Genomic DNA, 16,221 nt, shown 5'->3' with positions numbered 1-16,221 from the left:
CGACGCCGCAGCCTGGCTGCCTATGAACATCAAGACGTGCCCTTCGAGGTGCTCGTGGAGCGGCTCAACCCCACCCGGAGCCTGGCCCATCATCCGCTGGTCCAGGTGATGTTGGCGTGGCAGAACGTTCCCGGGCACGCCGGCGGTGCCGGGGCCGGGTTCGCGTTGGATGACCTGCACGTCACCCAGGTGCCGGTGGACACCCATACCGCCCGCATCGACCTGAGCTTCTCCTTGTCCGAACTGTGGAGCGAGGCTGGTGAGCCCGCCGGGATCGGCGGAATGGTGGAATTCCGCACCGATGTGTTCGACGCGGCCAGCATCGAAGGCCTGATCGCGCGGCTGGAGCGGGTGCTGGCGGCAATGACGGCCGATCCGACTCGGCGACTGTCTACGGTCGACCTGCTCGACGCCGACGAGCACGCCCGTCTCGACGAGATCGGCAACCGGGCGGTGCTGACTCGGCCCGGACCGGCGCCGGTGTCGGTACCGATGGTGTTCGCCGATCATGTGAACCGCGCCCCCGGAGCGGTGGCGGTGACCTTCGACGGCCGCGCACTGACGTATCGCGAGCTCGATGAAAGCGCCAACCGACTGGCCCACCTGCTCGCGGCTCAGGGAGCCGGCCCTGGTCAGTGCGTGGCGCTGCTGTTGGAACGTTCCGCCGACGCGATCGTGGCGATGCTGGCGGTGCTCAAGACCGGAGCGGCGTATCTGTCGATCGACCCCGCACTGCCCGACGCGCGGGTCGACTTCATGCTCACCGACGCCGCGCCCGCCGCGGTCATCACCACGGCCGCGCTGCGATCGCGGCTGGAGGGCCATGACCTGCTGATCGTTGGCATCGGTGGTGCCGCGGTGGACAGCCAGCCCAGCACGGCGTTGCCGATGCCGGCCCCGGATGACGTCGCGTACCTCATCTACACCTCGGGCACCACCGGTGTCCCCAAAGGTGTGGCCATCACCCACCAGAACCTGGTGCACTTGGCCGAGTCATCGTCCGAACACCTGCCGGCCGCGCAGGTATGGACGCAATGCCATTCCTATGCCTTCGACTTCTCGGTGTGGGAGATCTGGGCCGCGCTGCTCGGCGGTGGTCGGCTGGTGGTCGTGCCCGAGTCGGTCACCGGCTCCCCAGACGATTTCCACGAGCTGCTGATCAGTGAGCAGGTCAACGTGCTCACCCAGACCCCTTCGGCGGTAAACGCGCTTCCGACAGAGGGTTTGGAGTCGGTGGCGGTGCTGCTCGGCGGTGAGGCGTGTCCGGCCGAGGTGGTCGACCGGTGGGCGCCCGGGCGGGTGGTGATCAACGCCTACGGCCCCACCGAGATCACGGTGTATGCGTCGATGAGCGCGCCGCTGCGAGCGGGGTCGCCCGAGGCGGCGCCGATCGGTGCACCGGTATCGACGGCCGCGCTGTTTGTCCTCGACGAGTGGCTGCAGCCGGTTCCGGCCGGAGTCGTCGGTGAGTTGTACGTCGCCGGCCGCGGCGTGGGCGTCGGATATGTCGGCCGGGCAGATTTGACGGCGTCGCGCTTTGTGGCGTGCCCCTTCGGAGGCCCGGGAGCGCCCGGTATCCGCATGTACCGCACCGGGGACCTGGTGCGGTGGGGTGCCGATGGGCAGCTGCAGTACCTGGGTCGCGCCGACGAACAGGTCAAGATCCGCGGGTATCGCGTCGAGCCCGGTGAAGTCCAGGCCGCGCTGGCCGAATTGGACGGCGTCGAGCAGGCGGTGGTCATCGCCCGTGAAGACCGCCCCGGCGACAAGCGCCTGGTCGGTTACATCACCGGGACCGCCGAACCCACCAAGATCCGCAGCACGCTGGCCGAGCGGCTGCCCGCCTACCTGGTCCCGGCCGCGGTGATGGTGATGGACGCGCTGCCGTTGACGGTCAACGGCAAACTCGACATTCGCGCCCTGCCGGCACCGGAATACCAGGACGCCGCCCAGTACCGCGCCCCGGCCAACGCCGTCGAGGAAATTCTGGTCGGCATCTACGCCCAAGTCCTGGGCGTCGAGCGGGTCGGCGTCGACGACTCGTTCTTCGACCTGGGCGGCGATTCGTTGTCGGCGATGCGCCTGGTCGCCGCGGTCAACGCGGGCCTGGACACCGGCCTTGCCGTGCGCGTCGTGTTCGAAGCACCCACGGTGGCCCAGTTGGCGCCTCGTATCGGCGCGGGGGGCGGCGGCCTGGAGCCCCTGGAGCCGAAGCTGGCCGGCGAGCGGCCCGCGGTGATTCCGTTGTCGTTCGCCCAATCCCGACTGTGGTTCCTTGACCAGTTGCAGGGGCCGTCGCCGGTCTACAACATGGCGACAGCGCTTCGGATCAGCGGAGCACTGGACGCCGACGCGATGGGTGCGGCGCTGGCCGACGTGGTGGCCCGCCACGAGAGCCTGCGCACGCTGTTCCCCGCGGTCGAGGGGATACCCCGGCAGCTGGTCGTCGCGCAAGACCAGGCCAACTTCGGTTGGGATGTCATGGACGTCGCCGGCTGGCCGGAGGACCGGTTGGCAGAGGCCGTCGGCGCCGCGACACGTTACGCATTCGACCTGGCTACTGAGATCCCGCTGCGGGCAAGGCTTTTCCGCGTGGCCGAGGACGAGCACGTCTTGGCGGGTGTGGTGCACCATATCGCCGGCGACGGCTGGTCCATCGCCCCGCTGCTGCGCGATCTGGGTGTCGCCTACGCCAGTAGGTGCGCGGGGCAAGCCCCACGGTGGGCCGAATTGCCGGTCCAGTACGTCGATTACACGCTGTGGCAGCGCGCCCAGTTCGGTGACATCGACGACGCCGACAGTTCCATCGCCAGGCAGTTGGCCTATTGGCACGACGAGCTGGCGGGCATGCCCGAACGCCTGCAGCTGCCGACCGACCGGCCCTACCCGGCCGTCGCCGATCAGCGCGGCGCCACGATGGACGTGGATTGGCCCGTCGAGTTGCAGCAGCGGGTGCGCGAGGTGGCCGCCGAATACAACGCGACCACCTTCATGGTGATGCAGGCCGCGCTGGTGGTGCTGCTGTCCCAGTTGAGCGCCAGTTCCGATGTGGCGGTGGGGTTCCCGATCGCCGGGCGCCGCGACCCCGCCCTGGACGAGCTGGTCGGGTTCTTCGTCAACACCCTGGTGTTGCGGGTCGATGTGGCCGGCGATCCCACTGTGGCCGAGTTGTTGGCCCAGGTGCGACGGCGAAGCCTGGCCGCCTACGAGCACCAGGACGTGCCCTTCGAAGTGCTCGTCGAGCGGCTCAACCCCACCCGGTCGCTGGCCCATCACCCGCTGGTCCAGGTGGCGTTGGCATGGCAGAACCTTCCCGGACACGACGGCAACGAACCTGCCGGGCTGACGTTGGGCGATCTGCAGGTCACCCAGCTGCCGGTGGACACCCACACCGCCCGCATGGACCTGAGCTTGTCCTTGTCGGAACGTCGGACCCAGGCCGGTGAGCCCGCCGGGATCGGCGGAACGGTGGAATTCCGCACCGACGTCTTCGACCCGGCCAGCATCGAAACCCTGATCGCACGGCTACAGCGGGCGTTGACCGCTATGACGGCCGACCCGGGCCGGCGGTTGTCATCGATCGACCTGCTCGACGCCGAGGAGCGTGCCCGCATCGACGCGATGGGCAACCGGGCGGCGTTGAGCCCGCCCGCAGCCCCGCCGATGTCGGTTCCCGAGTTGTTCGCTGCGCAGGTCGCCCACTGCCCACAGGCGGCGGCGGTGACTTACGACGGCAGCTCCATGACGTATCGGGAGCTCGACGAGGCCGCCAACCGATTGGCCCACCTGTTGACCGGCCACGGCGCGGGCCCGGGCCACTGCGTGGCTCTGCTGCTGGAACGCTCGGCCGAAGCGATCGTGGCGATGTTGGCGGTGCTGAAGTCCGGGGCGGCCTATCTGGCGATCGACCCCGCGATACCGTCGGCCCGGCTCGAGTTCATGCTGAGCGATGCCGCGCCGATCGCCGCGATCACCACCGTCGGATTGGCCGGCCGCCTAACGGGATGCGATCTGCGGGTCATCGACGTCAGTGATCTTGGGGCTCCCGCGATCGACACCCAACCCAGCACCGGACTCCCGGCGCCGGCCCCCGAGGACATCGCCTACCTCATCTACACCTCGGGCACGACCGGTGTCCCCAAGGGCGTAGCCGTCACCCATCAGAATCTGGCGCACCTGGCGGAGTCGTCGCCCGAACACCTGCCTGCGGCGCAGGTGTGGACGCAATGCCATTCCTATGCCTTCGACTTCTCGGTGTGGGAGATCTGGGCCGCGCTGCTCGGCGGGGCGCGACTGGTGGTGGTGCCCGAATCGGTAGCCAGCTCACCGGACGACTTGCATGCCCTTCTGGTCAGCGAGGACGTCAACGTGCTCACCCAGACCCCGTCGGCGGTCGCGGCGCTTTCCCCCGAAGGTTTGGAGTCGGTCGCGCTGCTGCTGGGCGGTGAAGCCTGCCCGGCCGCAGTCGTGGAGCAGTGGGCGCCCGGGCGGGTGGTGATCAACGCCTACGGCCCCACCGAGATCACGGTGTATGCGTCGATGAGCGCGCCGCTGCGGGTGGGGACGCCGGGGGCGGTGCCGATCGGTGCGCCGGTGTCGACCGCGTCGCTGTTCGTCCTCGACGAGTGGTTGCGGCCGGTGCCGGCCGGCGTGGTCGGCGAGTTGTACGTGGCCGGTCGCGGCGTGGCGGCCGGCTATGTGGGCCGGCCGGGTTTGACGGCAGCGCGGTTTGTGGCGTGCCCGGAAGCGCCGGGACAGCGCATGTATCGCACCGGCGACCTGGTGTGTTGGCGTGCTGACGGGCAACTGCAGTATCTGGGCCGCGCGGACGACCAGGTCAAGATCCGCGGCTACCGCATCGAACTCGGCGAAGTTCAGGCCGCTCTGGCCGCAGCGGATGGCGTAGGGCAGGCGGTGGTGATCGCCCGCGAAGACCACCCCCAGGTCAAACGCCTGGTCGGCTACGTCACCGAAGCGGTGCCCGGAGCGGTGGACCCGGCCGGGATACGGGCCGCGTTGGCCGACCAGCTACCCCCGTACATGGTCCCGGCCGCGGTCATGGTGATCGACGCGGTGCCGTTGACGATCAACGGCAAACTCGACACCCGCGCCCTGCCCGCACCGGAATATCAGGACGTCAATCGGTACCGCGCCCCGGCGGACGCGGTCGAAGAGGTCCTGGCCGGCATCTACGCCCAAGTCCTCGGCCTCGAGCGGGTGGGGGTCGACGACTCGTTCTTCGACCTCGGTGGCGACAGCATCTTGTCGATGCAGGTGGTGGCCCGCGCCCGCGCGACCGGACTGCTGTGTCGGCCGCGCGACATTTTCGTCGAGCAGACCGTGTCCAGACTGGCCCAGGTGGTCGGGGTGGTCGGCAGCGACGCCGGCCCGGTTGACGAGGGCGTCGGACCGGTGGCGTCGACCCCGATCATCAGTTGGCTGCACGACGTGAACGGCCCCGTCGACCAGTTCAACCAGACGATGGTGGTGCAAGCTCCGGCGGAGGTGACCGACGCCGATGTGGTGGTCGTGCTGCAGGCGCTGCTGGACCGACACGCCACGCTGCGGCTGCGCGTCGACCCCAGCGTCACCGACGGCGCCGGCGGCCGGCTGCTGCGGACGGGGGAGGCTGGTGCGGTCAATGCCGGCTCATGCCTGCAGGTGGTGGACGCGCTGTCCGACGAGGTCGTGGCGGCGGCCCGGTCCCGGCTGAACCCGACCGCGGGGACGATGGTCAGCGCGCTGTGGGTGGCCTCTACCAGCCAATTGGTGCTGATAGTTCACCACCTGGCCGTCGACGCGGTGTCGTGGCGAATTCTGTTGGAGGACCTCAACATCGCGTGGGCCCAGCATCGCAGCGGCGCGGCGGTGACACTGCCGGTCGGCGGGACGTCGTTCCAGCGGTGGGCATCGACGCTCAATGAACAGGCGCACGCGCCGGCAGTGGTGGATCAGGCCGACAGCTGGCGACGTGTACTGGAGACCCCGCCCGCGCTGCCGGCGCCGCAGCCGGAGCTGGACACCCACGCGACCGCGGGCCACCTGACGACAGCGCTGGACGTCGAGACGACCAGGATGCTGCTCGGCGAAGTCCCCGCGGCCTTCCACGCCGGGGTGCAAGACATTCTGCTGGTCGCCTACGGACTGGCGTTGGCGGAGTTCCTGGACACCCTGGACGCCAACGCCGCGTCGGTCGCCATCGATGTCGAAGGACACGGCCGCGACGAAGATCTCGCCGACGATGTCGACCTGTCCCGCACCGTCGGCTGGTTCACCGCGAAGTATCCGGTGGCGTTGAACGTCGGGGGGCTGCGCTGGCGCCAGGTGGTGGCCGGTGAGCCGGCGTTGGGCCCGGTGATCAAGGACGCCAAGGAACAACTCCGCGCGCTACCCGACGGCCTGACCTATGGGCTGCTGCGGTACCTCAACCCCGGCATCGACCTGCCCGGCGCCGACCCCACCATCGGGTTCAACTACCTCGGCCGGCTGGGCGCGGCCGCGACGACCGACCAGCAGACCGTCGCTGAGCTGTGGCAGGTCAGCCAAGACGGGTTGACGCTGGCCGCGGCCGCCGCTGCGGTACCGATGCCGTTGAACCACACCGTGGAACTCAACGCCAGCACCGTCGACTCCGACACCGGCCCGTCCCTGCACGCCACCTGGACGTGGGCGCCCTCGACACTGGACGACGCCCAGATCAGCCGACTCAGTCAACTTTGGTTCGACGCGCTGACGGGCATCTGCGCCCACGTCCGCCAGGGCGGTGGCGGCCTGACCCCGTCCGACATCACCCCGGCGCGGCTCACTCAAGACCAGATCGACGAGCTGAGCCAACCCGACCCGATTGCCGACATCCTGCCCCTGACCCCGCTCCAGCAGGGGCTGCTATTCCACGCCAATGCCACCAGTGGCAGCGGCAGGGGCAGCGGTGACGTCTACGCGATGCAACTCGACATCGCCTTCACCGGCCCCCTGGATCCGGCCCGGCTGCGCGAGGCCGTGCACAACGTGGCCAACCGCCATCCCAACCTGGCCGCCCGGTTCAGCCAACGATTCGACGAACCGGTGCAGGTCATTCCCGCCGATCCCAGCGTCCCCTGGCGGTACGTCGAGCTGGCGAGCGACGACACCGATGTCGATGAGCAGATCCAGCGGGTGTGCGCCGCCGAACGCGCCGCGGTCTGCGACCTCGCCCACCAGCCGGCATTCCGTGCGGCGTTGTTCCGCGCCCCCGACGGCGGGCATCGGTTTGTTCTGACCAATCACCACATCGTGCTCGACGGCTGGTCGCTGCCGATCCTGCTGCAGGAGATCTTCGCCGGCTACCACGGGCAGCGACTCCCCGCCGCCGGTTCCTACCGCAGGTTCATCACCTGGCTGGCCGATCGTGACGTCGACGCCGCCCACACCGCCTGGCGCGAAGTCCTGGCCGGATTCGACACGCCCAGCCTGGTCGCCCCGCGGAGTACGACGGGACCGGGGCGGCGCGGCACCGAATCCTTCCGGTTGCCCGCCGAGACCACCCGGGCCGTCAATGAACTGGCCCGCAGCTGCCACACCACCGTCAACATCGTGCTGCAGGCCGCCTGGGCGCAGCTGCTGACCTGGCTGACCGGCCACTACGACGTCGCGTTCGGCATTGCGGTCTCGGGGCGGTCAGCCGAGGTGACCGGCGCGGAGTCGATGGTCGGTCTGCTGATCAACACCGTGCCGGCCCGGGCCACCATCACCCCGGCCACCACCGTCGCCGGCCTGCTCGACGACCTGCAACGGCGTCAGAACGACACCCTGGACCACCAGCACCTGGCGCTCAGCGAGATCCACCGGGTCACCGGCCACGATCAGCTGTTCGACACCCTGTTCGTCTATCAGAACTATCCGGTGGACAGCGCCGCGCTGGTCGGCGCAGACGGGTTGGCGGTGACCGAGTTCAGCGGCCACGAATACAACCACTATCCGCTGACCCTGCAAGCCACACCCGGCACCGAGCTGGGCCTGCGGGTCGAATTCGACACCGATGTGTTCGACACCGGCCGCATCGAATCCCTGATGGCGCGGCTGCAGCGGGTGTTGACGGCCATGGTCGCCGACCCGGCGCGGCGGTTTTCGGCGATCGATGTGGTGGATGCCGATGAGCGCGCTCGGCTGGATAGGTGGGGCAATCGGGCGGCGTTGACCCAGCCGGCGAGTGGGCTGTCGATTCCCGCGCTGTTCGACGCGCAAGTTGCCCGTGCTCCCGAGGCGGTGGCGCTGACCTGCGACGGCCACTCGGTGACCTATCGCGAACTCGATGAGGCCGCAAACCGGCTGGCGCACCTTCTGATCACGCATGGTGTGGGCCCGGGTGAGCGGGTGGCGCTGTTCCTTCCCCGGTCGGCCGAGGCGATCGCGGCGATCTTGGCGGTGCTCAAGACCGGTGCGGCCTATCTTTCGATCGATCCGACGGTGCCCGACGCGCGGCTGGAGTTCATGCTCACCGATGCCGAGCCGATCGCCGCGATTTCCAGCACCGATTTGCGGACCCGGCTGGACGGGCATGAGCTGCTGATCGTCGACGTCGACGGTATCGACGCCCCCGTCGTCGACAGCCAACCCGGCGCCCCGCTACCGGTTCCGGGCCCGAACAACATCGCCTACCTGATTTACACCTCCGGCACTACCGGTGTGCCCAAAGGCGTGGCGATCCCGCATCGCAACGTGACCCGGCTGCTGGAAGTGCTCGGTGCCGACTTGGAGTTCTCGCCGAATCAGGTATGGACGCAGTGTCATTCGCTGGCCTTCGACTTCTCGGTGTGGGAGATCTTCGGCGCGCTGCTGCATGGTGGCCGGCTGGTGATGGTCTCCGAGTCGGTGACGCGTTCACCGGAAGACTTCCATGCCCTGCTGGTCGCGGAGCGGGTCAACATCTTGAGCCAGACCCCGTCGGCGTTCTATTCGCTGCAAACCGCGCTGCAAGCCGGCCGACTCGAGCTCGACGCGGTGGTGTTCGGCGGCGAGGCGCTGGAGCCCGGGCGCCTTGGGACGTGGTTGGACAGTCACCCGCGCGGGCCGCGGTTGATCAATATGTACGGCATCACCGAGACGACGATCCATGCCTCGTTCCGCGAGATCGTCGGTAGTGATGTCGACAGCACCGCCAGTCCCATCGGGGTGCCATTGGCTCACCTCGGCTTTTTTGTGCTCGACGGATGGCTGCGGCCGGTGTCCGCCGGTGTCGTCGGCGAGTTGTATGTGGCCGGCGCCGGGCTGGCATATGGCTACGTGGGCCGCGCGGGGTTGACTTCGTCGCGGTTCGTGGCGTGTCCGTTCGCCGGGTCCGGTGAGGCGGGCAGTGCGGGAGCACCGGCACAACCGGGACAGCGGATGTATCGCACCGGGGATCTGGTGTGTTGGAGCCGCGATGGGCAGTTGCAGTATCTGGGACGCGCCGATGAGCAGGTCAAGATCCGCGGGTATCGCATCGAGCTGGGTGAAGTCCAGGCCGCGCTGGCCGGGCTGGACGGGGTGCATCAGGCGGTAGTGATCGCCCGCGAGGACCGGCCCGGTGATAAGCGTCTGGTCGGGTATGTGACCGGAACCGCCGATCCGGACGCGGCGCGTACCGCACTGGCCGAGCGGCTGCCGGCGTATATGGTGCCGACCGCGGTGGTGACCATCGAGGCGCTGCCGTTGACGGTCAACGGCAAACTCGACCGACGCGCTCTGCCGTCACCCGAATATCACGACGGCGGTCGTTACCGCGCCCCGGCGGGGCCGGTCGAGGAGATCATGGCCGGCATCTACGCCCAGGTCCTCGGGGTCGAGCGGGTCGGCGCCGACGACTCGTTCTTCGACCTCGGCGGAGACTCGCTGTCGGCGATGCGTCTGGTCGCCGCGATCAACAAATCGTTGGATGCCGGACTTGCGGTACGCGCGGTGTTCGACGCGCCCGCGGTGAGCCAGTTGGCGCTCCGAATGGGCGGAGACCACGATGGGCTGGAGCCGTTGGCGCTCGTCGAACGGCCCGCGGTGATGCCGCTGTCGTTCGCTCAGAACCGGTTGTGGTTGATCGGCCAATTGCAAGGGCCCTCACCGGTTTACAACCTGGCGGTGGTGTTGCGGCTGCAGGGACGCCTTGATGTCGACGCCTTGGGAGCGGCGCTGGCCGATGTGGTGCGCCGTCACGAGAGCCTGCGCACGCTGTTTCCGACGGTCGACGGGATGCCTCAGCAGCTGATTGTTTCCGCCGAGCTGGCCGAATTTGCTTGGGAGACAGTGGATGCGACCGAATGGTCGGTAAGCCGGCTGCAGGAAGCCGTTGAGGACGCGGCGCGGCACAGCTTTGACCTGGCGATTGAGATCCCGTTGCGGGCAAAGCTTTTCCGGGTCGGCGAGGACGAGCATGTGCTGGTGGGCCTGGTGCACCATATCGCCGCCGACGGCTGGTCGATGACGCCGCTGGTGGCTGATCTGAGTGTGGCGTATGCCAGCCGGTGTGTGGGGCAGGCCCCGGGCTGGGCGCCGTTGCCGTTGCAGTACGCCGATTACACGCTGTGGCAACGCGACCAGCTTGGTGATCTCGATGACAGCGGCAGCCGCATCGCTACCCAGCTGCGTTACTGGGAGGACGCGCTGGCCGGCATGCCCGAGCATCTGGCGCTGCCGGTCGATCGGCCCTACCCGCTGGTGGCCGATCAGCGCGGGGGCACTGTGGCCGTGGACTGGGACGCCGAACTGCAGCAGCAGGTTTCCCGGCTGGCCAGTGAGCACAATGCGACCTGCTTCATGGTGGTGCAGGCGGCCTTGGCGGTGCTGCTGTCCAAGCTCAGCGCCAGCTCTGACGTGGCCGTCGGGTTCCCGATCGCCGGGCGTCGCGACCCCGCCCTGGACCAGCTGGTCGGCTTTTTCGTCAACACCTTGGTGCTGCGGGTCGACCTTGCCGACGATCCCAGTGTCGCCGCGGTGCTGGCTCAGGTACGAGCCCGCAGCCTGGCCGCCTATGACAACCAAGACGTGCCCTTCGAGGTGCTGGTGGAGCGGCTCAACCCGACCCGGAGCCTGGCCCATCACCCGCTGGTGCAGGTGATGTTGGCTTGGCAGAACGCTCCCGGGCGGACCGGCGATCCCGCCATGGCGTTGGGTGATCTGCGGGTCACCCAGCTGCCGGTGGATACCCACACCGCCCGCATGGACCTGTCGTTCTCCCTCTCCGAATGCTGGACCAAGGCCGGTGAGCCGGCCGGGATCGGCGGAACGGTGGAATTTCGCACCGACGTGTTCGATGCGGCGGGCATCGAAACGCTGATCGAGCGGTTGCGGCGGGTGCTAGAGGCGATGACCGCCGATTCGCAGCGGCGGTTGTCGTCGATGGATGTGCTCGATGAGCCGGAGTACGCCCGCTTGGCGGAGTGGGGCAACCGGGCGGTGTTGGACCGGCCGGCGCCGGTGGCGGCGTCGATTCCGCAGCTGTTCGCCGCGCAGGTGGCGCGCGTCCCGCAGGCGGTGGCGGTGACCTTCCAAGACCGCTCGATGACATATTCCGAGCTTGATCAGGCAGCGAACCGGTTGGCTCATCTGTTGGCCGCTCATGGTGTGGGTCCGGGAGCCTGTGTGGCGCTGCTGTTTTCCCGCTCGGCTGAGGCGATCGTGTCGATTATGGCGGTGCTCAAGACCGGGGCGGCGTATCTGCCGATCGATCCGGGGGTTCCGGAGGCGCGCATCGAGTTCGTGGTGACCGATGCCGCGCCGATCGCCGCGCTCACCACCCCCGATCTGCGCCCGCGGCTACAGGGGTGCGATGTGCCGATCATCGATGTCGGTGCTATCGGAGCCGTCGTCGACGGACAACCCAGCACCCCACCCCCGGCGCCGGCCGGCGATGACCTTGCCTACCTGATCTACACCTCGGGCACCACCGGGGTCCCCAAGGGGGTGGCTGTCACCCATCACAACGTGATCCAGCTGCTGGAGAAGCTGGATCCGGACCTGCCGGCAGCAGGCGTGTGGTCGCAGTGGCACTCGTACGCCTTCGACGTTTCGGTGTTCGAGATCTTCGGAGCGCTGCTGCGCGGCGGGCGGCTGGTGGTGGTCCCTGATTCGGTGGTCCGTTCACCGGCAGACTTCCACGCCTTGCTGGTCACCGAACAGGTCAGCGTCCTAAGTCAAACCCCCTCGGCGTTTTACGCGCTGCAAACCGCCTTGCAAGAGGGCCGAGCCATGGCTCCTGAGCTGGGACAACAGCTCAAGCTCGAGACCGTGGTGTTCGCCGGGGAGGCGCTGGAGCCCCAGCGCATTGAGACTTGGTTGAACCACCATTCCGGATCCTCGCGTCTCATCAATATGTATGGCACCACCGAGACGACGGTGCATGCCTCGTTCCGGGAGATCGCCTACAGCGACGTCGACAGCAATGTCAGCCCCATCGGGGTGCCGTTGCCGCATCTGGCGTTTTTCGTGCTGGATAGATGGTTGCGGCCGGTGCCGGCGGGTGTGGTCGGTGAGTTGTATGTGGCCGGTGCCGGGATGTCGTACGGATATGTGCGGCGGGGCTCGTTGACCGCGTCGCGGTTTGTGGCCTGTCCGTTCGGCGGCGCGGGAACGCCGGGAGCACGCATGTATCGCACCGGGGACCTGGTGCGGTGGGGCGCCGACGGACAGCTGCGGTATCTGGGGCGCGCCGATCAGCAGGTCAAAATCCGTGGGTATCGCATCGAACTCGGTGAAGTCCAGGCCGCGCTGGCCGGGCTGGACGGGGTGGACCAGGCGGCGGTGATTGCCCGTGAGGATCGTCCCGGCGACAAGCGTCTGGTGGGTTATGTGACCGGCACGGCGGATCCGGCCGGGATACGCGCCGCGCTGGCCGACCGGCTGCCGCCGTATATGGTGCCGGCCGCGGTAGTGGTCATCGAAGCGTTGCCGTTGACGGTCAACGGAAAACTGAACACCCGGGCCCTGCCGGCGCCGGACTATCAGGAAGACGATCATTACCGCGCCCCGGCCAGCTCGGTCGAAGAGATTTTGGCCGGGGTCTACGCCGAAGTCCTCGGCCTCGAGAGGGTGGGCGTCGACGACTCGTTCTTCGACCTGGGCGGCGACTCGCTGTCCGCGATGCTGGTTGTGGTCCGGGCTGGGATCGCCGGTGTGAAGTGCCGGCCGCGCGATGTTTTCGTCGAGCAGACGGTGGCCCGGCTGGCCCGGGTAGCCAGCACGGTCGGGGGCACGGATGGCCCGATCGACGAGGGCCTGGGCGAGGTGGCGGCCACTCCGATCATGCGCTGGCTGCAGGGCGTGGACGGCCCGGTTGACCAGTTCAACCAGACGGTAATGCTGCAGGCTCCCGAGGGAGTGACCCTCGCCGACGTGGTGGTGGTGGTGCAGGCCTTGCTGGATCGGCACGCCATGCTGCGGCTGCGTGCCGAGGACGGCGCCGGGGGCTGGTCACTGTGGGTGCCTCAGCCGGGGTCGGTCGACGCGCAAAGCTGCGTGCACGCGGTGGACGTGTTGTCCGATGAGGCTGTGGTGGCGGCCCGGTCGCGGTTGAGCCCAGCCGCCGGCGCGATGCTCAGGGCTCTGTGGGTGCGCTCGACGGGTCAGCTGGTCTTGATCATTCACCATCTGGCCGTCGACGGGGTGTCGTGGCGGATTGTGGTGGAGGACATCAACATTGCGTGGACGCAGCATCGCAGCCAGCGGCAGGTGGTGCTACCGGCAGGCGGAACGTCGTTCCAGCGATGGGCGGCACTGTTGGTCGAGCACGCGCACGCACCGGCGGTGGTGGAACAGGCCGAGACCTGGCGGCAGGTCGCGTCGGTCCCCGCCGCGCTGCCGGCAGTCCAGCCCGCGACAGATACCTTCGCCACGGCCGGGTACCTGTCGGAGACGCTGGATGTCGAGACCACCCGGATGCTGCTGGGTGAGGTTCCCGCGGCGTTTCATGCCGGGGTGCACGACATATTGCTGATTGCGTTCGGATTGGCGGTGGCGCAGTTCTTGGGTGCTGCCGACGGGCCGGTGAGCATTGACGTCGAGGGCCATGGGCGCCACGAAGAGTTGGGCGACGACGTGGAGTTGTCGCGAACGGTGGGATGGTTCACCACCAAGTACCCGGTGGCGTTGAATGTCGCGGCACCCGACGTCGAATTGACCTGGGCGGAAGTGGTCGCCGGTGAGGCGGCGTTGGGGGACGTGGTCAAGAACGCCAAAGAGCAGCTGCGGGCGATGCCCGATCCGCTGACCTATGGTGTGCTGCGCTATCTGAATCCCGACGTCGACCTGGCCGGATCTGACCCGACGATAGGGTTCAACTATTTGGGGCGCATGGGTGCCCCGGCGGCCTACGCCTCCGGTGACGTGTGGCGTTTCAGCCAGGAGGGCCTGTCGTTGACCGGCGCCGCGGCTGCCATCCCGATGCCGCTGATGCACACCCTGGACCTGAACGCCAGCACAATCGATACCGACGCCGGCCCGAATCTGCATGCCAACTGGACATGGGCCCCCTCGGCACTGGACGGCGAGCGGGTCAGCCGGTTGAGCCGGTTGTGGTTTGACGCGCTCGCGGGCATCTGCGCGCATGTCAGGCGCGGCGGCGGCGGGTTGACGCCGTCGGATATCGAGCCTGCCCGGCTGAGCCAGCAGCAGATCGACGAGCTGTGTCAGGGCCAGCGGATCGCTGACGTGCTGCCGCTGACTCCTCTACAGCAGGGCTTGCTCTTTCACGCCAGCGTCGCGCAGGGTACCGGCGACGACGTGTATGCGGTGCAGCTGGATATCGTGCTGAACGGCCCGGTCGACCAGCACCGGCTCCGCGACGCCGTACAAAAAGTAGTCGAACGGCATCCCAACCTGGTGGCCCGGTTCTGCCCGCAGTTCGACGAGCCGGTGCAGCTCATCCCGGCTGAGCCCGTGGCGCCGTGGCGGTATGTCGAACTGGACGCCGAGGACCCCGATCAGCAGATCGAGCGCGTGTGCGCCGCCGAACGCGCCGCGGTCTGCGACCTCATCGACCAGCCCGCCTTCCGGCTGGCGCTGATCCGCGTCGCAGCAGATCGGCACCGGCTTGTGCTCACCAATCACCACATCGCACTGGACGGCTGGTCGACGCCGATCCTGCTGCAGGAGATTTTCGCCGGTTACCACGGGGAGCGGCTGCTGGTGGCCACGCCGTACCGCAGCTACCTGACCTGGCTGGCCGACCGGGACCGCGCTGCCGCCGAGGCGGCCTGGCGCGAGGCGTTCGCCGGTTTCGACACCCCCACCCTGGTCGGGCCGCCGCAGATGTCACTGGCGGGGCCGCGACGGGTTGAAACATTCCGGGTGCCGGCGAAGACGACGCGGGCCGTCAGCAGGCTGGCGCGCTCGGAGCACACGACCGTCAACGTCGTGCTGCAGGGCGCCTGGGCGTTGCTGCTGACCTCGCTGACGGGCCAAAACGATGTGGCATTCGGCACCGTGGTCTCGGGGCGGCCGGCCGAGGTTGCCGGTGTGGAATCGATGGTGGGGCTGTTGATCAACACCGTGCCGGTGCGGGCACGTGTCACACCGGAAACCACCACAGCCGACCTGCTGAGCCAACTGCAAACTGGCCGCAACGACACACTGGATCACCAACACCTGGCGCTCAGCGACATCCACCGTGTCACCGGACAGGACAAACTGTTCGACACCGTTTTCGTGTTCGAGAACTATCCCGCCGACGCCGGCACGCTGACCGGTCCCCACGAGTTGGTCATGACCGAGTTCAGCAGCCGCGACTATTACCACTACCCGCTTGCGGTGCAAGCCGGACCAGGCAACGAACTGGAACTTCGCGTCCAATTCCGGACCGATGTCATCGACGCGGACAGCGTCGAAACGCTGATGGATCGATTCAAGCGGGTGCTGGTGGCCATGACGTCCGATCCGACGCGGCGGTTGTCGGCGACGAATGTGCTGTCCGCCGGTGACCGCGCCCGACGGAACCGGCGGGGCGGCCAGGCGCGGTTGACCCGGCCGGCGAGCGCTGTGGCGTCGGCAGTCGAATCCCACGACACCTATGGCGAATATCGGGCCCCGGCCAACCTGGTCGAGCAGATCCTGGCCGGCATCTTCGCCGAGGTGCTGGGTGTAGACCGCGTCGGCGTCGACGAGTCGTTCTTCGACCTCGGCGGTGATTCGCTCGCCGCGATGCGCGCGATCGCCGCGATCAACGCGGCCCTCAATTGCCGCCTTGCGGTCACCGCGTTGTTCGATGCGCCGTCCGTTCGA

At 68.3% G+C, this 16,221-nt stretch carries 1 pseudogene (cut by a window edge); it reads left to right on the top strand.

The window, feature by feature from the left end:
- A pseudogene (locus AC5Y21_RS07375) lies at positions 1 to 16,221 on the top strand (non-ribosomal peptide synthase/polyketide synthase); its annotated part reaches 16,299 nt to the left of the window's first position; the annotation flags it as partial.

The organism is Mycobacterium sp. NGS41 (genome assembly GCF_059812725.1).
The sequence above is the reverse complement of the archived record's forward strand: the minus strand, read 5'-3'. Positions and strand labels throughout refer to the sequence as shown.